Annotated in this window: 15 protein-coding genes; 9 read left to right on the forward strand and 6 right to left on the reverse strand. The window is 65.3% G+C overall.

Translation table 11 applies throughout. The annotated features are described in order from the left end of the window. Nucleotides 1–57 precede the first annotated feature (57 nt). Nucleotides 58–1,701: a chaperonin GroEL gene (groL, locus tag AC3WN8_RS00060; RefSeq protein WP_492667315.1), complete on the forward strand. Its 1,644-nt coding sequence runs from the start codon at nucleotides 58–60 to the stop codon at nucleotides 1,699–1,701. A 152-nt stretch (nucleotides 1,702–1,853) separates the two neighbouring features. Here groL and AC3WN8_RS00065 read toward each other — a convergent pair whose 3' ends face one another. Both AC3WN8_RS00065 and AC3WN8_RS00070 read right to left on the reverse strand, forming a co-directional pair. Further along, nucleotides 1,854–2,051 (reverse strand): hypothetical protein, encoded by a 198-nt coding sequence (locus AC3WN8_RS00065; protein ID WP_492667316.1) that lies wholly within the window; start codon nucleotides 2,049–2,051, stop codon nucleotides 1,854–1,856. After that, nucleotides 2,048–2,368 carry a hypothetical protein gene (locus AC3WN8_RS00070; protein ID WP_492667317.1) on the reverse strand — a complete coding sequence of 107 codons (321 nt, stop codon included), beginning with the start codon at nucleotides 2,366–2,368 and terminating at the stop codon, nucleotides 2,048–2,050. Before AC3WN8_RS00070 ends, AC3WN8_RS00065 begins: the two co-directional genes overlap by 4 nt. A 156-nt stretch (nucleotides 2,369–2,524) precedes the next feature. Between AC3WN8_RS00070 and AC3WN8_RS00075 the strand changes: the two genes are divergently transcribed. From AC3WN8_RS00075 to metH, 4 genes are all read left to right on the forward strand, one after another. Beyond that, a complete protein-coding gene (locus tag AC3WN8_RS00075; protein WP_492667318.1) occupies nucleotides 2,525–3,487 on the forward strand; it encodes an ArsR/SmtB family transcription factor in 963 nt (320 codons plus the stop codon). Further along, nucleotides 3,484–4,425 carry a methylenetetrahydrofolate reductase gene (metF, locus tag AC3WN8_RS00080; RefSeq protein ID WP_492667319.1) on the forward strand — a complete coding sequence of 314 codons (942 nt, stop codon included), beginning with the start codon at nucleotides 3,484–3,486 and terminating at the stop codon, nucleotides 4,423–4,425. The genes AC3WN8_RS00075 and metF overlap by 4 nt, the downstream gene beginning before the upstream one ends. Further along, nucleotides 4,425–5,471, forward strand: a complete 1,047-nt coding sequence (locus tag AC3WN8_RS00085) for a homocysteine S-methyltransferase family protein (protein WP_492667556.1) — start codon at nucleotides 4,425–4,427, stop codon at nucleotides 5,469–5,471. The genes metF and AC3WN8_RS00085 overlap by 1 nt, the downstream gene beginning before the upstream one ends. Before the next feature lie 73 nt (nucleotides 5,472–5,544). Then, nucleotides 5,545–8,157 (forward strand): methionine synthase, encoded by a 2,613-nt coding sequence (gene metH / locus AC3WN8_RS00090; RefSeq protein ID WP_492667320.1) that lies wholly within the window; start codon nucleotides 5,545–5,547, stop codon nucleotides 8,155–8,157. A 111-nt stretch (nucleotides 8,158–8,268) separates the two neighbouring features. On the opposite strand, the gene AC3WN8_RS00095 is transcribed toward metH, so the two are convergent. Together AC3WN8_RS00095 and AC3WN8_RS00100 are read right to left on the reverse strand one after the other, a co-directional pair. After that, the gene (locus AC3WN8_RS00095) at nucleotides 8,269–10,218 is read right to left on the reverse strand and encodes an LTA synthase family protein (protein WP_492667321.1); all 1,950 of its coding nucleotides are present in this window, start codon (nucleotides 10,216–10,218) and stop codon (nucleotides 8,269–8,271) included. Between the two features lie 41 nt (nucleotides 10,219–10,259). After that, nucleotides 10,260–11,852, reverse strand: coding sequence for an alkaline phosphatase family protein (locus tag AC3WN8_RS00100; RefSeq protein ID WP_492667557.1), 1,593 nt, complete (start codon nucleotides 11,850–11,852; stop codon nucleotides 10,260–10,262). A gap of 121 nt (nucleotides 11,853–11,973) precedes the next feature. Here AC3WN8_RS00100 and AC3WN8_RS00105 point away from each other — a divergent pair, with 121 nt between their 5' ends. Continuing rightward, nucleotides 11,974–14,037 carry a protein-disulfide reductase DsbD family protein gene (locus tag AC3WN8_RS00105; RefSeq protein WP_492667322.1) on the forward strand — a complete coding sequence of 688 codons (2,064 nt, stop codon included), beginning with the start codon at nucleotides 11,974–11,976 and terminating at the stop codon, nucleotides 14,035–14,037. A 70-nt stretch (nucleotides 14,038–14,107) separates the two neighbouring features. After that, nucleotides 14,108–14,728 carry a redoxin domain-containing protein gene (locus AC3WN8_RS00110; RefSeq protein WP_492667323.1) on the forward strand — a complete coding sequence of 207 codons (621 nt, stop codon included), beginning with the start codon at nucleotides 14,108–14,110 and terminating at the stop codon, nucleotides 14,726–14,728. A gap of 131 nt (nucleotides 14,729–14,859) precedes the next feature. Here AC3WN8_RS00110 and AC3WN8_RS00115 read toward each other — a convergent pair whose 3' ends face one another. Then, the gene (locus AC3WN8_RS00115) at nucleotides 14,860–16,506 is read right to left on the reverse strand and encodes an amidohydrolase (RefSeq protein ID WP_492667324.1); all 1,647 of its coding nucleotides are present in this window, start codon (nucleotides 16,504–16,506) and stop codon (nucleotides 14,860–14,862) included. After that, nucleotides 16,503–17,369: an NAD(P)-dependent oxidoreductase gene (locus tag AC3WN8_RS00120; RefSeq protein ID WP_492667325.1), complete on the reverse strand. Its 867-nt coding sequence runs from the start codon at nucleotides 17,367–17,369 to the stop codon at nucleotides 16,503–16,505. The genes AC3WN8_RS00115 and AC3WN8_RS00120 overlap by 4 nt, the downstream gene beginning before the upstream one ends. A 492-nt stretch (nucleotides 17,370–17,861) precedes the next feature. Here AC3WN8_RS00120 and AC3WN8_RS00125 point away from each other — a divergent pair, with 492 nt between their 5' ends. After that, nucleotides 17,862–19,112 (forward strand): threonine ammonia-lyase, encoded by a 1,251-nt coding sequence (locus AC3WN8_RS00125; protein WP_492667326.1) that lies wholly within the window; start codon nucleotides 17,862–17,864, stop codon nucleotides 19,110–19,112. A 294-nt stretch (nucleotides 19,113–19,406) separates the two neighbouring features. After that, a complete protein-coding gene (locus tag AC3WN8_RS00130; RefSeq protein WP_492667327.1) occupies nucleotides 19,407–20,195 on the forward strand; it encodes an arginyltransferase in 789 nt (262 codons plus the stop codon). Nucleotides 20,196–20,919: the final 724 nt, after the last annotated feature.

Genomic DNA, 20,919 nt, shown 5'->3' on the forward strand with positions numbered 1-20,919 from the left:
GGGGTCCGGCCTTCGCCGGAATGACGCTGGTTTTACGTTTCGAAGAAGGAACACAACATGGCTGCGAAAGACGTTAAATTTTCGCGCGACGCGCGCGAGCGCATCCTGAAGGGTGTCGACATCCTGGCGGACGCGGTGAAGGTCACGCTGGGTCCCAAGGGCCGCAACGTCGTGATCGACAAGAGCTTCGGCGCGCCGCGCATCACCAAGGACGGCGTCACCGTCGCCAAGGAGATCGAGCTCAAGGACAAGTTCGAGAACATGGGTGCGCAGATGCTGCGCGAAGTGGCCTCGAAGACCAACGACGTCGCCGGCGACGGCACGACCACCGCGACGGTCCTGGCGCAGGCGATCGTCCGTGAGGGCATGAAGTCGGTTTCGGCCGGCATGAACCCGATGGATCTGAAGCGCGGCATCGATCTGGCCGTTTCCAAGGTCGTCGAAGACCTCAAGGCGCGTTCCAAGCCGGTCGCCGGTTCGAACGAGATCGCCCAGGTCGGCATCATCTCGGCCAATGGCGACACCGTCGTCGGCGAGAAGATCGCCGAAGCGATGGAGAAGGTCGGCAAGGAAGGCGTGATCACCGTCGAGGAAGCCAAGGGTCTCGAATTCGAGCTCGACGTCGTCGAGGGCATGCAGTTCGACCGTGGCTATCTGAGCCCGTACTTCATCACCAATCCGGAAAAGATGTCGGTCGAGCTCAACGATCCGTACATCCTGATCCATGAGAAGAAGCTGTCGAACCTGCAGGCGATGCTTCCGATCCTGGAAGCGGTCGTCCAGTCGGGTCGCCCGCTGCTGATCATCGCCGAGGACATCGAGGGTGAGGCTCTGGCCACGCTCGTCGTCAACAAGCTGCGCGGCGGCCTCAAGGTCGCAGCCGTCAAGGCGCCCGGCTTCGGCGATCGTCGCAAGGCGATGCTCGAGGACATCGCGATCCTGACCAAGGGCGAAGTGATCTCCGAGGATCTCGGCATCAAGCTCGAGACCGTGACCCTGGGCATGCTCGGCACCGCCAAGCGCGTCTCGATCGACAAGGACAACACCACCATCGTCGATGGCGCCGGTGATGCCGACGCGATCAAGGGCCGCACCGAGGCGATCCGCCAGCAGATCGAGAACACCACCAGCGATTACGACCGTGAGAAGCTCCAGGAGCGTCTCGCCAAGCTCGCCGGCGGCGTTGCCGTGATCAAGGTCGGCGGTTCGACCGAAGTCGAGGTGAAGGAGCGCAAGGATCGCGTCGACGACGCGCTGCACGCGACCCGCGCGGCCGTCGAAGAGGGCATCGTCCCCGGTGGCGGTACCGCTCTGCTTTATGCCACGAAGGCGATCGAGGGGCTCACGGGCGCCAATGATGATCAGACCCGCGGCATCGATATCGTCCGCAAGGCGCTCTACGCGCCGGTCCGCCAGATCGCGCAGAATGCCGGTCATGACGGTGCGGTGATCTCGGGCAAGCTGCTCGACGGCAACGACTCGAACCTGGGCTTCAACGCGCAGACCGACGTCTATGAGAACCTCGTCACTGCCGGCGTGATCGATCCGACCAAGGTCGTTCGCACCGCGCTGCAGGATGCGGCTTCGGTCGCCGGTCTGCTCATCACCACCGAAGCGGCGGTGAGCGAGCTGCCCGAAGACAAGCCTGCCATGCCCATGGGCGGCGGCGGCATGGGCGGCATGGGCGGAATGGACTTCTGATCGACTGATCGGAAGATTCGACGCTCGCCGTTCAGGCGAAAAAGAGAAGGGCCGGGGAGCGATCCCCGGCCCTTTTCATTTGATGTTGCCCTGGCTTGTTGTGTTGCCGCAATTTCCGAGCCGGCAGGTGATTCCACCTGCCTCGAAATTGCTCAGGACGTCGGCGCCGGCGCTTCGTCAGGCGAGAAGGCCACCGCGCTGTTGGCGGCGCGCTCGTCGAGCATCTCCGCCGCGTCGTTGAGCGCTTTCGCCTCGCTCGGCGAGACGCCGCCCACCGTCGCATTGTCGTCGGTGCCGCCGCACGCGGCGAGCGCCGCGCACGCCGGCACCAGGAGCCATCTGGCGATCACGAACTCCGGTGGCGCGCGTCCGCCGCGCTTTCCTTGAGCTTGTCGCCCGCGGCATCGAGCGTGTTGGCGGTGCCCGCCTTGACCGCCTTGGCGCCATTCTCAAGCGCATCGCCGGTCTTGTCGGCGGCATTCTCGGCGGCACCCACCGCATCGGCGCTGACATTGGCGATGTCGGCGGCGGCATTGTCGATCGTCGCGGTCGCGTCGCTGGCGATCGCGTTCGCCGCTTCGCTCGCTTCGTTCTGCGCCTTGTCGCTGCAGGCCGAAAGGCCCAACGCGGCGGCAAGCATCATCGATGCGGTGACGGATTTCCTCATGAGCGCACTCCTGTTCCAATTTCGGCCGACCCGGGATACGGGCGGTGGTCGAACCTATCCCGCCGTCCAGAACCGTGCAACGGGGCGTCGGTTCCGGCGCGGGTAAAGGAAATCCGCGAGTTGACCGCATATAAAGAAATCTTTATATGCTGTTTCATGTCTGTTGAACTCGAAGTCTTCCGTGCGCTTGCCGATCCGACCCGGCTCCGGATCTTCGCATTGCTGCGCGCGATGGAATTGTCGGTGGGCGAGCTGGCGCAGGTGCTGGGGCAGAGCCAGCCGCGCGTCTCGCGCCACGTCAAGATCCTGTCCGATGCGGGCCTGACCGAGCGTCGGCGCGAAGGAAGCTGGGTGTTTCTGGGGCTCGGCGATCGGCGCATCGTCGATCCTTTGCTGGTGACGCTCGACGCCTGGCAGCGCGGGCAGCAGGTCGATCACTGGCAGGCCGCGGACGCTGCGCGACTGGCTGCGGTGCGTGCCGATCGTGCCGACGCGGCCGGCCGTTATTTCGACGCTCATGCCGAACAATGGGATGCGATCCGCAGCCTGCACGTCGCCGAAAGCGAGGTCGAGGCCGCGATGACCGCGCTGCTGGGCGCCGAGCCGATCGGGCGACTGGTCGATATCGGCACCGGCACGGGACGGATGATCGCGCTGTTCGGCCATGGCGCGGACAATGCGCTGGGCATCGATCGCAGTCCGCAGATGCTGCGGCTCGCACGGGCTCGGCTCGCGGATGCGGGGCTCGACGCGGTCGATCTGCGCCAGGCGGACATGTACGCGTTGCCGCTGGGCGACGGATCCGCGGATACGGTGATCCTGCATCAGCTGCTTCATTTCGCGCAGATGCCGGAACTGGCGATCGCGGAGGCCGCGCGCCTGCTCGCGCCCGAGGGGCGGTTGCTGATCGCGGATTTCGCGCCGCACGACCGCGAGGAATTGCGCGCGGAGCAGGCGCATGCGCGCCTCGGCTTCGCGGACGATCAGATCAGACATTGGTATGAGGAGGCGGGGCTGGACACCGTGGCGATCGAGGAATTGAAGGGCGGTGCGCTCACCGTGAAGCTCTGGCTCGGCCGGCGCGTGCCGGCTGCGGCCAGCCAGAGGAGAGCGGCATGACATTGAGCATCAACCAGCTCGAGGAAGCGCGCCGTGCGCTCGATGCGCCTTTGTTCGCCGATCTGGCGGGCGATGCCCAGGTATCGTTCGAATTCTTCCCGCCCAAGACCGAGAAGATGGAGGAGACGCTGTGGAGCGCCGTCCAGACGCTCGAACCGCTGGGCCCCCGTTTCGTTTCGGTCACCTATGGCGCGGGCGGTTCGACCCGCGAGCGCACCCATGCCACCGTGGCGCGTATCCAGCGCGAGACCGCGATCCCGGCCGCTGCGCATCTGACCTGCGTCGAGGCGAGCCGTGACGAGATTCGCGAGGTCGCCGAATCCTACTGGGTGGCGGGTGTCCGTCATATCGTCGCGCTGCGCGGCGATCCGCCGGTCGCGGGCACGCGCTTCGCGCCGCATCCCGACGGCTATGCCAGCGCCGCCGAGCTGGTGGCCGGACTGAAGGAGATCGCGCCTTTCGAGATCTCGGTTGCGGCCTATCCCGAAATGCATCCCGAGGCGGCGAGCGGGCAGGCGGATCTCGACAATCTGAAGCGCAAGCTGGATGCGGGCGCCAATCGCGCGATCACCCAATTCTTCTTTTCGCCCGATGCCTTTTTCCGCTTCCGCGACCGTGCGGTCGAAGCGGGGATCGACGCGGAGATCGTGCCCGGCATCCTGCCCGTTTCCAACGTCGCGCAGACCCGCAAGTTCGCGGCGATGTGCGGCGCCGCCATCCCGCCCTGGATGGACCGGCTGTTCGAGGGGCTGGACGATCACCCGGCTGCCCGCCAACTCGTCGCGGCGACCGTCTCGGCGGAATTGTGCCGCAGGCTCTATGCGGGCGGTGTCCGGCATTTCCATTTCTACACGCTCAACCGCGCCGAGCTGAGCTACGCGATCTGCCACCTGCTCGGATTGCGGCCCAAGACCAACGCACGCGTGGAGGCGGCATGATGACGGTACGCGAAAGGCTTCTCGCAGAGGCGGGAAAGCGCATCCTGCTCACCGACGGCGCGTTCGGCACCGAGATCCAGAACTGGAAGCTCGTCGAGGCCGATTATGCCGGCACGCTGGGCCTGAGCCATGACCAGAAGGGCAATAACGACATCCTCGCGCTGACCAAGCCCGAGGTGCCGGAGACGATCACGCGCGAATATCTGGAGGCGGGATCGGACATGGTCTCCACCAACACCTTTTCCGCCAATCTGATCAGCCAGGCCGATTACGGTGCCGAGCATCTCGTGAAGGAGATCAATGTCGCGTCGGCACAGATCGCGCGGCGCCTGGCCGACGAATATGCAGCGAAGGACGGCCGTCCGCGCTTCGTGGCGGGGGCATTGGGGCCGACCAACAAGACGCTGTCGCTGTCGCCCGACGTCAACGACCCCGGCTATCGCGAGATCGACTTCGACTATCTCAAGGCCGTCTATCGCGAACAGATCGACGCACTGGTCGAGGGCGGAGTGGATTTCATCCTGATCGAGACGGTGTTCGACACGCTCAATGCCAAGGCCGGGATCATGGCGGCGATCGAGGCGGGCGAAGCCCTGGGGCGCGATCTGCCGATCATGCTGTCGATGACGCTGACCGATCTTTCGGGACGCAATCTGTCGGGCCACACGGTCGAGGCGTTCTGGCATGCGGTGCGCCATGCCCGGCCGGTGACGATCGGGCTCAATTGTTCGTTCGGCGCCGAGCAACTGCGGCCGCATGTGCGGAGCCTGAGCGGGATCGCCGACACGCTGATCATGGTCTATCCCAATGCCGGCCTGCCCAACGAGCTGGGCGCCTATGACGAACTGCCCGAGCAGACCGCCGCGCTTGTGCGCGAATGGGCCGAGGCCGGGCAGATCAACATATTGGGCGGTTGCTGCGGATCGACGCCGGCGCATATCGCGGCGATCGCGAGGGCGGTCGAGGGGCTGCCGGCACGCAAGGTCGCGACGCCGGAAGTCCGGACACGACTGGCGGGGCTGGAGCCGATGATCATGGCGGCCTGACCCGCCGCTGGACAATATCATCCTTTGCCGGTCTCCGGCGATTTCCCGATCAAGCAGAAAGTCAGCCCCCTTCGTGTCGTCAGATAACAACACTTCTTCCTCCGCGCAGTTCGTCAATATCGGCGAGCGCACCAACGTCACCGGCTCGGCTGCGTTCAAGAAGCTCATCATGGCGGGCGACTATACGCGCGCGGTCGAGGTCGCGCGCCAGCAGGTCGAGAACGGCGCGCAGATCGTCGACGTCAATATGGACGAGGGGCTGCTCGATTCGCAGGAAGCGATGGTCACCTTCCTCAAGCTGATCGCCGCCGAGCCCGATATCGCGCGCGTGCCGGTGATGATCGACAGTTCGAAATGGACGGTGATCGAGGCTGGGCTGAAATGCGTCTCGGGCAAGCCGATCGTCAATTCGATCAGCATGAAGGAGGGGCTCGACCAGTTCATCGCCCAGGCGAGACTGTGCATGGCCTATGGCGCTGCGGTCGTCGTGATGGCCTTCGACGAAGTGGGGCAGGCGGATACACGCGAGCGCAAGCTCGAGATCTGCAAGCGCGCCTATGAGGTGCTGACGGGCATCGGTTTCCCGCCCGAGGACATCATCTTCGATCCCAACATCTTCGCGGTGGCGACCGGGATCGACGAGCATCGCCGCTATGCGATCGATTTCATCGAGGCGTGCCGCGACATCAAGGCGGCCTGCCCGCACGTCCATATCTCGGGCGGCGTCTCCAACCTGTCGTTCAGTTTCCGTGGCAACGAGCCCGTGCGCCGGGCAATGCATTCGGTGTTCCTCTATCACGCCATCCAGGCGGGCATGGACATGGGCATCGTCAATGCCGGCCAGCTCGACGTCTATGACGCGATCGATCCCGAACTGCGCGAAGCGTGCGAGGATGTGATCTGGGACCGGCGCGAAGATGCGACCGAGCGGCTGATCACATTGGCCGAACGCTATCGCGGCACCGATGCGGTGGCGGAAAAGCAGGCGGCCGAATGGCGCGGCTGGGATGTCGCCCGCCGCCTCGAACATGCGCTGGTCAAGGGCATCGACATGTATGTCGTTGAGGACACCGAAGAGGCGCGGCTCCAGTTCGCCCGGCCGATCGAGGTGATCGAAGGCCCGTTGATGGACGGCATGAACGTGGTCGGCGACCTGTTCGGATCGGGCAAGATGTTCCTGCCCCAGGTGGTCAAGTCCGCGCGCGTGATGAAGAAGGCGGTGGCGCATCTGCTGCCCTTTATCGAGGCGAGCAAGGAGCCGGGCGCGAAGGGCAAGGGCAAGATCATCATGGCGACCGTCAAGGGCGACGTCCATGATATCGGCAAGAACATCGTCGGCGTCGTGCTCCAGTGCAATGGCTTCGACGTGGTCGATCTGGGCGTGATGGTGCCCTGGTCGAAGATCATCGAGGCCGCGAACGAGAATGACGCCGACATGATCGGCCTGTCGGGCCTGATCACGCCCTCGCTTGACGAGATGGTGACCGTGGCGGAGGAGATGCAGCGCTCCAAGATGACGATGCCGCTGCTGATCGGCGGAGCGACGACGTCGCGGGTCCATACCGCGCTCAGGATCGAGCCGGCCTATAAGGGCCCGGTCGTCCATGTGCTCGACGCCAGCCGGGCGGTCGGCGTTGCGACCACATTGGTCAGCGATACCCAGCGCGACGATTATGTCGCCAAGGTCGCAGACGAATATGCCGCCGTCCGCGCCGCGCGCGAGGGCAAGGGGCAAAGCGCGCTCGTGCCGATCGGCAAGGCGCGCGACAATGGCTTCGATGCGGACATGTCGCTCAAGCCGGGGCGGCCGCGCCAGCCCGGCGTCCACAGCTTTCCCGATTGGGATCTGGCGGATCTGCGCAGCTATATCGACTGGACGCCGTTCTTCCGCGCCTGGGAACTGGCGGGCAATTATCCCGCGATCCTGGAGGACAAGGTGGTCGGTGAAAGCGCGCGTTCGCTGTTCGCCGATGCGCAGGCGATGCTCGACAAGCTGATCGCCGAGCGCTGGCTGGTTGCACGGGGCGTTGCCGGGCTGTGGCCGTGCCGCCGCGAAGGCGACGACGTGATCGTCCATATGGACGACGAAAGCCATGTCCGCCTGCCGTTCCTGCGCCAGCAGATCGCCAAGCGCGAGGGGCGTGCGAATATGTGCCTCGCCGATTTCATCAGCCATGACGGCGACTGGATCGGCGGTTTCGCGGTGGGCATCCACGGCATCGAACCGCATCTGGCGCGCTTCAAGGCCGCGATCGACGATTATTCGGATATCCTGCTCAAGGCGCTGGCGGACCGGTTGGCGGAGGCCTTTGCCGAGCGGCTGCACCAATATGTGCGGACCGCCTTGTGGGGTTATGCCGAGGGCGAACAGCTCACCAACGACGCGCTGATCCGCGAGCAATATCGCGGCATCCGCCCGGCGCCCGGCTATCCGGCCTGCCCGGAACACAGCCTGAAGCCGATCCTGTTCAAGATGCTCGATGCGCATCATGCGACGGGCATCTCGCTGACCGAGAATTTCGCGATGCTGCCGACCGCGGCGGTCTCCGGCTTTTATTTCGGGCATCCGCAGGCCGAATATTTCGGCGTGGCGCGGATCGATAAGGATCAGCTCGAAGACTATGCGGCGCGGCGCGGCGTGAGCGTGGAGCAGGCGACGCGTTGGTTGAGGCCCAATCTGGATTAGATCAAGCTGCATGATTTCGGAATCACGCAGCTTGATCTAGCTATTTGTTTTGCCGCGATTCGAGTCGTTCGATGGTTCCATCGAACTGCAATTCGCTCTAGCTGGCCTGGTTCAACGCCGTTCCAGGCGCTTCATCCAGCGCTGGCGGCCCCATTCGGTCACCAGACGGTCGGCACGTGCTTTCTCCGTGCCCGTCAGCTGCGAATAGCGCGCACGTTTGCCGGTGTCGGAGAACCAGACCTCTTCGGTATCGAGGATCAATGTGGTGAAGATGCCGCTGGCCTCGACGATGCCGATCGCGGTCGGCGTGTCGAGCGGGCCGATGTGGAGGAAGGTCGGCGCCCCGGATGCCGCCACCGGCGCGCCGCCCAATGCCGCCAGGAACAGGCCGCGCATATCCTTGAGGCCGAGCGGCCGGTCATAAGCGAGGCCGGGCACGTTCAGCACCAGCGGGATATGCGTCTGCTGCGGATCGATGACATGGCCATGGCCGAGGAAACCGTCGTCGAACAGCGCCTCTCCATGATCGCCGGTGACCGCGAGCACGGTATCCTGCCAGACGCCGAGCGCCTTCAGCCGCGCGATCACCGCGCCGATCTGGGCATCGGCATAGGCGACCGCGTTCCAATAGGTCTGCTGGACGCGCGCCGCATTTTCCGCGCGAATCCGGTCGCGGGGGAGCGGCTGGACGCCCAGCATGTCGGGGAGGCCCGGATGATGATAGGGGAAGTGCGGCGACTGGAAATTGAAATAGACGAAATGCGGGCGCGCCCAGTCCGCCTTGCGACCCATCGACCGGTCGAATTCGCGCAGCAGCTTGGTCTCGTCGACCAGCAGCGACCCCTTGGCCGCGAAGCTGAAGGCGCGTTCGTTCTTCAGCGTCTCGGCATCGACGAAGATGTCCGCCGAACGCTTCATGCCGACCACCGCGGAAATATCGCCGAAGCTTTCGGGCTGGCCGGAAAAGACGCCGATGCGATAGCCGTTCGCCTTCAGGTCGGTGAACAGCGAGGGATCGCCCGCCCTGGGATCGAGCCGTCCGGAAAACAGGCTCTTGAGCGACGCGGTGGTGAAGCCGACATGGCTATAGGCGTTGGGAAATGTGCTCCCGCCCTGCGCCAATGCGTTCAGATTGGGCGCGACCGTCCGCCCGTTGACGCGCTTGCCGATCAGGTCGGCGCGCGTGCTTTCCATCACGATGACGACGAGATGTTTGGGGCGGCCGGGCAGCCTGGGCGTCGCGACGGGCGTATCGGCGCCGGTGAAGACCAGATCGCCGCCAAAGCCGTCCTCGTCCACGCCATTGCCGGGAATGTCGAGCGCGAGCGGATGGCGCGTGGAATCGAAGGGGTGGCGGTCGATCTGCGCCGAATACCAGCCATAGCCGTCGCGATCGAAGTCGGTGGCCTGTTCGAGCAGCATATTGGCCAGCCCGTACGCCGTCATCCGGGTCAATCCGTAGCGGGTGTCGGGGTTGCGGTTGGCGAGCGCGGCGACCAGCGGCATCGCGATCGCCAATAGCAGCACCCAGCGGCCGATCTTCAGCGCGGGCGGCGCGTGATGCCGGCCGGGGCGCCTGCGGATATAGCGGATGCACAGCAGGTAGAAGAGCAGCGCGATCGCCGCAAAACCCAGCATCAGCGCGCCTTCGCTCAGGACGAACAGGAACGCGTCGAACAGGCTGCCGCCGCCGAGATTGCGGATGAGCTCGAAGCTGACCGCGTCGCTGAAATAGCTCAGCAGCTCGAACTTGGCGATCAGCGCCGCGGAGAAGGCGGCGACACCGAAGAAGAGCAGGCTGAAACGGAATAGCAGCGGGTCACAGTTCCGCCCGTGCAATCGGCGCAGGATCAGGAAGAACAGACCCAGGAGCAAGGCATGCGCGGTGAGCGCGCCGATCGCGAAGGTCGCGATCTCTCCGGTCGTGTCGAGCACATGCGACTGGCCATAGCCGCCGCCGAACAGCGCGAATTTGCGCTCGACGAGCGCGAGTTCGAGCAGCAGCGTCAGCGCAAAGGCGAACGCCAGAGTCCAGAGATCGCGGCGACGCTCGGTCTGCATCGCCACCGCCTAGCCGGTATATGCTTAAAAGAGAGTTATCTCTAGCTGCATGTATCCTGCGCGCCTGCATCGAGATCGAGGCAGCGGCCGTCGATTTCCTCTTTCGGTACCGCCAGCCCGATCAGCGCGGCGAGCGTCGGCATGATGTCCACCGTCTCGACGCCCAGCGGCTGTTCGAACGGCACCGTGCCGGGGCGGTAGAAGATGATCGGCACGCGGCGGTCGTAGATCCAGGGTGAGCCATGGGTGGCGACGGCGCTTCTGACCGGGGCCGGGATCGGCGTGACATAGGGTTTGAGCAGCATCTGGAGATCGCCCGAGCGCTCGGGGTCGAACGAAGCGCGGACGCGCTCGGCGAGCGACCATTCCTCGACCGGCGGCTGCGGATCGGGCATGCGGCGCAACTCTTCGGCGGAGAAGACCGCGGCGACCTGACGGTGCGCGAGCAGTTTCGCCCTGATCGCCGAAAGCACCAGCGGCCGGATCGCGGCCGGCACGTCGCGCGACAGGTAGAAATTGCCGCTTTCGACGCGCGCGAGCGGCCCTTCGAGCTTCAGGCCGAATTCGTCCGCGATCGATTTCAGCAGCGCGCCCGACGCCAGCGCCGGATCGATCCGCTCCGCACGCGCGAAGCCGCGGGCGTCGTTGCGTTCGGGCAGATCATGGCCGCCATGATCGGCGGTGAGCACGACCGCATAGGGCACGCCGATCGCATCGAGCGCGGAGAGGATACGCCCGATACTGGCATCGAGCCCCATTTGCTGCGCGCACATCTCGGCGCCTTCGGTGCCGTAAGTGTGCCCGACATAATCGTTCGCCGACAGGCCGATATCGATGACGTCGGTCGCCGGACCCCGGCCCAGCTTCATGTCGCGGATCAGGCCGATGGCGAGATCGGCGGTCGCGGCGTCGAAATCGATCGCGGTGCGGAACCCTCTGAAATCCTCGGCCTTGCGATCGGCGAGCACGCCGACCTGCTTGCCCCCATCGACCGGCACCGCGACCGATCGGGCGCGGCAGATGGCGGGCAGCATCGCCTTTGCGGGTTTTGCGACGATGCCGGCGACACGCGCGTTGATCTGGCCGACGATCGCGGGGGCGGGGCCGGTGCGGCCGGGCAGGGTGACATAGCTTTTGCCGCCCCAGAACCAGATCTGGTCGGTATTGTGCCCGCCCATCATGATCGCGGCGCGATCCTTGCCGGCGACCGAGACGCTGCGGCTGGCCGGGTTGGCCGCCTTCATCCGGTCGCCCAATGTCGGCACTTTCAGGAAAGCGGTGGAGACGGTGTAATTTTCGGAATTGCTGTCCGGCACCGTCGGATCTTCGGAGCAATAGACGCGCTTGTCGGTGCGCGCGAGGCTCAGGTCGATCCATTCGTTGGCGATGATGCCGGTCCGCGAGGGGCGCGAGCCCGTCAGGATCGTCGAATGGCCCGGGCAGGTCTCGGTCGCGCCATGGCTCTGATAGCCGGAAGGGAAGACCACGCCGTCCATTTCGAGCCGCCGCAGCCCTTGCGAATAGAGCTGGCGATATTCGGCGAAGAGGTCGGCGGAGAATTGATCGACCGAGATCGCGACGATCAGCCTGGGCTTTTCCGGCTGGGTCGGCTTGTCCTGTGCCTGTGCGGCCATGGATGTGCCGGCGAGAAGCATTGCGGTCGCTGCGATACGGGTAAAGGCCTTCACGAATATCTCCTGTCGCCAATCGGCGGGCCGTTCCCTATAGCGTTCGTGCGACCGAATGAAGACGCCCATGCCCTTGCTCAGATATCTTCTGCTCCTGTTTGCGATGCTCGCCGTGCCGGCGACGGCGCAGCGTGCGCCCACCCATATCGCGCCGCGGCTGATCGCCGAGAGCGACGCCCCGGCATCCGGGCGCACGGTGATGCTTGCGCTGGCGATGACGCCCGAAAAGGGGTGGCATGGCTATTGGGCCAATCCCGGCGATGCCGGCATCGGCCCCGAGTTCAAATGGACGCTGCCCGCCGGCGCCAAGGCTGGGCCGGCGCAATTCCCGGTGCCGCATCGCCTGCTGATCGCCGGGCTGATGAACTATGTCTATGAAGGCGAATATGCCCATCTGATCGCGATCGACATTCCCGCGGGCCTGACGCCCGGCACCAAGTTGCCGATCCGGCTCGCGGTCGACTGGCTTGCCTGTACCGACGAGATCTGCGTGCCCGAAAGCGGCAGTTTCGCGATCGATCTGACCGTCGGCGACGGCGCGATCGGCGGCGCACGCAAGGCGCAGTTCGATCGCTGGCGCGCGGCCTTGCCCCGTCCGCTGGGCGCGGATGCGCGTTTCCAGGTGAAGGACGGGGTGTTCCGGATCGGCGTGCCGCTGCCCGCGAGCGCGGCGGCGGGCGATGCCTATTTCTTCCCGCTGACCGACGGTGCGATCGATTATGCCGCGCCGCAGACCGCGCGGCGCAACGGCGACCTGCTGACGATCGAGGTCAAGGCGCGGGCCTCGGCCGCATCGCTACAGGCCGTGGAGGGCGTGCTCGCCATCGACCGCGAGACCGGATTGTCGCTGAAAGCGGTGCCGGGCCCGGTCGAGGCCGGCGGTGCGCTGCTCGGATCGGGCGGCTCGGGCGGTTCGGCCGAAGGGGCGGGCGGGCTTGCCGGCACCATCGCCGCATCGTTCGGACTGGCGCTGCTGGGCGGGTTGCTGCTCAACATCATGCCCTGCGTCTTCCCGATCCTGAGCCTGAAGGCGCTGAGCCTGGCGAAGGCGGGGGATGACGAGCGGAGCGCGCGTCGCGAGGCGCTCGCCTATACCGCCGGTGTCGTGCTGATCTGCGTCGCGCTGGGCGCGGCCCTGCTCGGCCTGCGCGCGGCCGGCGCGGCGGCGGGCTGGGCGTTCCAGCTTCAGGATCCGCGCGTGATCCTCGTCCTGCTGCTGCTGGTCAGCGCGATCGCGCTCAACCTGGCCGGACTGTTCGAGATCGGCTCGCTCGGCATCGGCGGTGCGCTTGCCTCCGGCGGCGGCGTCGGCGGCGCTTTCTGGACCGGCGCGCTGGCCGCCTTCATCGCGACGCCATGCACCGGCCCGTTCATGGGCGCGGCACTGGGCGCGGCGCTTGTCCTGCCCGCGGCGGCGGCGCTCACCATCTTTGCCGGGCTCGGGCTCGGGCTTGCCCTGCCGTTCCTGCTGCTCGGCTTCGTGCCCGCATTGCGGCGGCGCCTGCCCCGGCCGGGCGGCTGGATGGAGACGTTCCGCCGCGTGCTTTCGATTCCGATGTTCCTGACCGCGCTCGGCCTGGCCTGGATCCTTGGTCGCCAGTCCGGCGTCGACGGCATGACCATGGGGCTTGCCGCCGCGCTGGTGCTCGCCGTCGCGCTCTGGTGGATCGGGCGCCGTCAGGCGACCGGACGGAGCGGCTGGCTGGCGCTTGCGCCCGCGCTTGCGGTCGCGATCGCGCTCATCGTGGTTTTGCCGAAGGACTCCGCGCAGGCCTCTCCCGCGCAAGATGGTGGCATCCTGGCCGCCGAACCGTTCAGCGAAACCCGCCTCGCCGCGCTCCAGGGCGAGGGGCGGCCGGTCTTCGTCTATTTCACCGCCGATTGGTGCCTGACCTGCAAGGTCAATGAGAAGAGCGCGATCGAGCGTGCCGAGGTCGCCGATGCGTTCAAGGTGAAGCAGGTCGCGGTGCTTGTCGGCGACTGGACCGATGGCGATCCCGCGATCGGCCGGTTCATCGAAAGCCATGGCCGGTCGGGCGTGCCGCTTTATCTGTTCTATCGGCCGGGTGCCGCACCCGAAATCCTGCCGCAATTGTTGACGCCATCGACACTGACGGCGTTGGCGGGATAGGTTCGGCCAAGATCGGCGGCGATCAAGAGACGAGCGGGGTGGACCGGACGGATCGTAAGGAGGATCGAGGATGACCATGCGTTACTGGATTGGCGGTACGATCGCTGCGGCGGTCGCGGTTTCGGCGCCCTTGCTGGCCGAGCAGGTGACGGGGGCCAAGGCAGGCAATTTCCGCCTCAACGATGCCAGCGGCAAGGTGGTCGAACTGTCGCAGTTCGCGGGCAAGACGGTGGTGCTCGAATGGCACAATCCCGGATGCCCCTTTGTCCAGAAACATTATGACAGCGGCAATATGCAGAAGACCCAGGCCGCGGCGCGCGCGCAGGGCGTGGTCTGGCTCACGATCAATTCGGGCGCCCCGGGCAAGCAGGGCTATATGAGCGGCCCCGAAGCGCAGAAGCTGGTGACGACGCAGGGCGCCAGATCGAGCCATTATCTGCTCGACCCCAAGGGTGTGGTCGGCAAGGGCTATGGCGCCAAGACGACGCCGCACATGTATGTGATCGCACCCGACGGCACGCTCGCCTACCAGGGCGGCATCGACGACAAGGCGACCGCGAACAAGGCCGACATCGCCACCGCGCGCAACCATGTGCTGGCCGCGCTCGGCGAGCTGAAGGCGGGCAAGCCGATCTCGGTGAAGGAAGCCCGGCCCTATGGCTGTTCGGTCAAATATGAAGGCGTGAGCTGAGCGCTTCCTCGATCCTATGCCTCAATCTTTGTCATTCCCGCGAAAGCGGGAATCCAGCTATTCCGTGAAGCATCCGGAAAAAGAAGAAGCTGGATCCCCGCTTTCGCGGGGATGACATCGAGGGAGGTACCCTATTTCCGCGTCCAGACCGGCCGGCCGTTCACCCAGGTCTCCAGCACCTTGGTCGCGCGGATCTCGGCGGGCGTCGCCATCGTCGGATCCTGGTCGATCAGGATGAAGTCGGCGCGCATGCCGGGTTCCAGGCGGCCCAGCCGATCCTCGGCGAAGCTGGCATAGGCGCCCCAGCTGGTGAAGCCCGCCAGCGCCTGTTCGCGGCTCACCCGTTCCTCGGGGCGCCAGCCGCCAAAGGGCTGGCCATTGGCATCCTCGCGCGTGAAGGCGGCGGCGATGCCGGCAAAGGGGTCGGGGCTCTCGACCGGCGTGTCCGACCCGAAGGCGAGCCTGCCGCCGCTCTTGAGCACCGATTGCCAGGCATAGGCGCCGGCCAGCCGCTCGGGGCCGAGCCGCGCCTCGGCCATCAGCCGGTCGGAGGTCTGGTGGACGGGCTGCATCGAGGCGATGATGCTGTTCTTGCCGAAGCGCGGCAGATCGGCGGGGTCGACGATCTGGGCATGTTCGATGCGCCAGCGGCGATCGCCCGGATAGCTCTGGACGAGCTCGTCGATCGCGTCGAACAGCTGGGCATTGGCCTGATCGCCGATCGCATGGACCGCGACCTGGAACCCGTCCATCGCCGCACGGCTCATCAGGTTGCGGAGCTGCGCGTCGGTGAGGAAGCCGAGTCCGCGCTCACGCGGCGAATCATGATAGGGTTGCTTCAGCCAGGCGCCGCGCGATCCCAGTGCGCCGTCCGAATAGAGCTTCACGCCGACCATTTTCAGTCGGTCGTCATAGAGCCAGGGCGTCGGCCCGGGGCCGCCGATCTGGATCATGGCATCGACGCCCCCCGCATAGGACAGGATGCGCAGGTTCAGCCGGCCGCTATCGCCTGCGCGGCGAAAGGTCATCCAGTCGTCGAGTGAGGTGCCCATGTCCGCGATGCTGGTGATGCCGTAGGACAACAATGTCTGCTGCGCCTTGACCAGCGCCAGGTCGCGCTCGCGCGGCAGCGGCGCGGGCAGCATCTTTTCCACCAGCGGCATGGCCGCGTCGATGAAGACGCCGCTCGGTGCGCCGGTCGCGGTCTTCTCGATCTTGCCACCGGTGGGGGCGACCGATTTGGCGGTCACGGCCGCGGCGGTCATCGCCGCGCTGTTCGCCCAGCCGGCATGGCCATCGACGCGGGTCAGCCAGACCGGCCGGTCGGACACCGCCGCATCAAGCTCCGCCGCGGTCGGGAAACGGCCAAGGCCCCAATCCTCCTGGTTCCAGCCGCGGCCGATGATCCAGCGGCGATTGGGATTGGCCTGCGCATAGGCGGTCACTTTCGCCTGAACCTCGGCGAGCGAGCGCGTGCCCGAAAGATCGAGGATCAGCGCCTGGAAACCGACGCCCATCACATGGCCATGCGCATCGATGATGCCCGGCATCAGCGTACGGCCCTTGCCGTCGGTCTTGAAATCCGGCCGTTCGGGGCGCTTGTCCTTGCGGTCGAGCAGCTTCGCGACCTTGCCGTCATTGGTCAGGACCAGCCCGTTGAAGCGGACGATGCGGCCGTCCTTGTCGAGCGTGATGCCGTTGACATTGTCGATCAGCGCATCGGCCAGGGCAGGGGCGGGAAGGATCAGCGCCAGAAGGGGAAGGAACAGGCGTTTCACTTGGGCAATCTCCGGATCAGGGCGCTGGTGTCCTGCCGATGGCCGCCCATCGCCTGGACGTCGGCATAGAATTGGTCGATCAGCGCCGCGACGGGCAGCACCGATCCGTTGGCGCGCGCCTCGTCGAGCGCGAGGCCGAGATCCTTGCGCATCCAGTCGACGGCCAGGCCGAAATCGAACTGCTCTTCGGCCATCGTCTTCCAGTGATTGGTCATCTGCCAGCTCGACGCCGCGCCGCCCGAAATCGATTCATAGACCTTGTCGAGATCGAGCCCGGCTGCCTGGGCGAAACGTATTCCCTCGGCCAGGCTCTGGATGATGCCGGCAAAGGTGATCTGGTTGACCATCTTGGTCGTCTGTCCGGCGCCGGCTGGGCCGACATGGACGATGCGCGACGAATAGGCCCTGAGCAGCGGCGTCGCGGCCTCCATCGCCGCGGCCGATCCGCCGCACATGATGGCGAGCGAGCCGTTTTCCGCGCCGACCTGTCCGCCGGTCACCGGCGCGTCGACGATCAGAAGCCCCATGCTCTTGCCTTCGACGGCAAGCTGGCGCGCGATCCGCGCCGAGACGGTGGTGTGATCGATGAAGACGGCGCCCTTGCGCATCCCGCGAAATGCTCCTTCGCGGCCGAGCGTGACTTCGGCGAGATCGTCGTCATTGCCGACACAGGTGATGACCGCGTCCGCACCCGCCGCGGCGCTTGCCGGATCGGGAGCGGTGGCGCCGCCATGCGCCGCCACCCAGGCATCCGCCCTGGCGCTGGTGCGGTTATAGACGGTGAGCGTATGTCCGGCCTTCGCCAGATGTCGTGCCATCGGGCCGCCCATCACCCCGATGCCGATAAATGCAATCTTCGCCATGCGCGCCTGCATAGCATTGTTTCCCGTCCGGGCCAGACGGATCGCGGGATGAGTAGGTGCGTGGCGCGAGACGTTTCCTTCCTGGCACATCGCCGCGATTTTCATCCACTGGTGTCCGGGATTGTCTTGGCTGAGGTGGGCGTAAGCCAGACAATCCCTTGGGATGAGCCGGTCATCCTGTTGTCGCGACAAGATCCGGGCCTGCCGCAACCCTCCCCTCCGCGCCTCTGCGGCTCCGCGTGAATCATCCCCGCTTGGCAGTGCCGCCAGTTTGACGGGTTCACGCGGAGACGCGGAGGAGAAAGTGATAGGGCTTGCACCCGTTCCACGAAAATCCTGGACAGCAGTGGATTTTCATCGGGGCGACGGATGGTGGATGACGCAAGATCGACGGGCCGGGCGACGCCAAGGCGCCGGCCCGATTTCGGATTCCCGCGCGATCACGGCCGGAATTGAGTGCGTGCGCCAGATGGGCTAGGGCCTCGAACCATTATGGCAAGCGAACCCATCCCCTCCGATCTCACGGCCGACCTGCCCGTGACCCTGTCCGACGTGCGCGCGGCGGCGGAGCGGATTAGCGGCGCGGTTGTCCGCACCCCGACATTGTTCAGCCAGACGCTGTCGAACCTGACCGGCGCGCGGGTCTGGCTCAAATTCGAAAATCTCCAGTTCACCGCCGCGTACAAGGAACGCGGCGCGCTCAACACGCTGCTTCAGCTCGACGAGACGGCGCGGCGCAACGGCGTGATCGCCGCGTCGGCGGGCAATCATGCCCAGGGCCTTGCCTATCACGGCGCGCGGCTGGGCATCCCCGTCACCATCGTCATGCCCAAACCGACGCCGATCGTGAAGGTGATGCAGACCGAGGGGCATGGCGCCACGGTGGTGATGCATGGCGAGACCTTCGATGCGGCCTATGCCCATGCGCGCGAGCTCGAGGTCGAGCGCGGCCTTGCGTTCGTCCATCCCTTCGACCTGCCCGACATCATCGCGGGCCAGGGCACCGTCGCGCTCGAGATGCTCGAGGATGCGCCCGAGATCGATACCTTCGCGATTCCGATCGGCGGGGGCGGGCTCATCTCGGGCATGGGCGTCGCCGCGCGCGCGCTGAAGCCCGACATCACGCTGATCGGCATCCAGGCCGAGCTGTATCCCAGCATGTACAATCGCGTGAAGGGGGCGGCGCTGCCCTGCGAGGGCGATACGCTGGCCGAGGGCATCGCGGTCAAATATCCCGGCCAGCTCACCGCGCGTTTCGTCGAGGCGCTGGTCGACGACGTGCTGCTGGTCAGCGAGCGCAAGCTGGAGGAAGCGGTGAGCCTGCTCCTCCAGATCGAGAAGACCGTGGTCGAGGGCGGCGGCGCCGCCGGCCTTGCGGCCTTGCTCTGCTATCCCGAGCGGTTTCGCGGCCGCAATGTCGGCATCGTCCTGTCGGGCGGCAATATCGATACGCGGCTGCTGGCGAACGTGCTGCTGCGCGATCTGGCGCGGTCGGGCCGGCTGGCGCGGCTGCGCATCCGGTTGCAGGATCGCCCGGGCGCCCTGTTCCACGTCGCCAAGATCTTCCATGAGGAACAGGTCAACATCATCGAGATCTATCACCAGCGCGTCTTCACCTCGCTGCCCGCCAAGGGGCTGATCACTGATATCGAATGCGAGACCAAGGATGCCGCGCATCTCGACGGGCTGATGGCGGCGCTGCGCGCCGGCGGCTATTCGGTGAGCATGGTGGAACTGGCCTGATTTCGGGGCTTTGAAACGCCCAAACGCTGCGCGAGCTTCATCAGGGTTCGATGAGTCATGCGCATCGATCCAGGCCTTTGATATCGCATCATTTTGTGCGGAAAACCGGTGTCCGCTTTTCCCCGCGATGCTCTGGTATTAACCCTTCACTGTCCCGTTTTGAATCGCATCGTTCCGCACGAAACTGCGCGCGACGCATCTTTCGTGGTAAACGCGCTTTTCAACCCCGCATTGTGAATCCATAACTTCGAAACAAGGTGAAGCAGTCGTAAAGGTTTCGGGGGGAAAGTTCAGGTGAGCGCACCATTTCGCTTTCCACGTTTTTTCGTCACGAGCCCCAGCCCGTGCCCCTATCTGCCGGGAAAGGTGGAGAGGAAGGTCTTTACGGAGCTTTCGGGGCCGCACGCCGCAGAACTGAACGACGCACTGGGCCGCATCGGTTTCCGCCGCAGCCAGGGGGTCGCGTACCGGCCGAGCTGCAGCGATTGCCAGGCCTGTATCTCGGTTCGCGTCGTCGCGAGCGATTTCGTGCCGAGCGCCAGCCATCGCAAGCTGATGCGCCGTCAGGGCGATCTTCAGGTCAGCGCCTGCAAACCCTGGTCGACGGGCGAGCAATTCGATCTGCTGCAACGCTATCTGGATGCGCGCCATCCCGGCGGCGGCATGGCGCAGATGGACGAGCTCGATTATGCCGACATGGTCGAGCACACGCCGGTCAACAGCCATGTCATCGAATATCGCGAGCCCGCCGCCGATGGCGGCCCGGGCCGGTTGATCGGCGCCTGCCTGACCGACCAGCAGGCCGACGGGCTGTCGATGATCTACAGCTTCTTCGACGCCGCGCATGAGAGCCGGCCCGGCCTCGGCACCTATATCATCCTCGACCATATCCGCCGCGCGGCCAGCGCGGGCTTGCCCTATGTCTATCTGGGTTACTGGATCCAGGGATCGCAGCGCATGGCGTACAAGACCAATTTCCGGCCGATCGAGCGGCTGACGCCCGGCGGCTGGGAAGTGTTCGATCCGCCGGCGCCGGGCTTTGTCGAGCGCCGCGCGCGCGAACGGGAAACCGTTTTCGGCTGAGGCCTATCCTTTTTCCTTCTTCTTGAAAATGTTCGAAGGCGATCGCTTCTGGCTGAGGTTAAAGGGGTGTGCCGACATTCCTCTGCTCTTGCGCGTCGCTTGAGCTGACGCCATCAGCCTTCAATGAATAACGCTTTCGTACTCAGGATTCTCGAGCATCCGAACGGTAGCGAGCGTGTGCTGATCCTCCGCCGGTCGGATGGCGTTTATACGTATCGAAGGCAGTGGCGGGGGCCTCTCCTGCGAATAGGCGATACCGGATATGAAGAATGGGATCCGGCTGGGCCCGATTGTGGCTTGTATGATGGCCTCGACACGGCCGAAGCGGAGGCCAGGCAGCGCATTCCTTGGCTGAAAGCCTTATTCCATTGATCAAGGTTAGGAGTGAATGCCCACTCAATTCGCCGGCATGAACTGTGGAACCGGGATATTAAGGTGACATGTCATCACCGTAATACGAGAAAATATTCTGAGGAGAGAGTACGGCTTTGTTCCAGGCTCGGTTTATGGAAATCCATCTCGAGCCCTTCCTGGGTGTGTTGCATCTCCCCAAATTCGGAGCTGCCAGATGATCGGAAAATAACGTGAAATTTCTTATTTTTCCCATCGCTATCTTGATTTCTGGCTGTTCGGAACGTGTCCCGAGCAGTCAGTCCATTGAGAAATCCTGCGCTCATGCGTGGAATGTCATGCCGTCGCGGCAAAGACTGGAATTTGGAAACTG

The sequence above is a fragment of the Sphingobium sp. FW305-3-2-15-F-TSA7 genome (assembly GCF_058787155.1).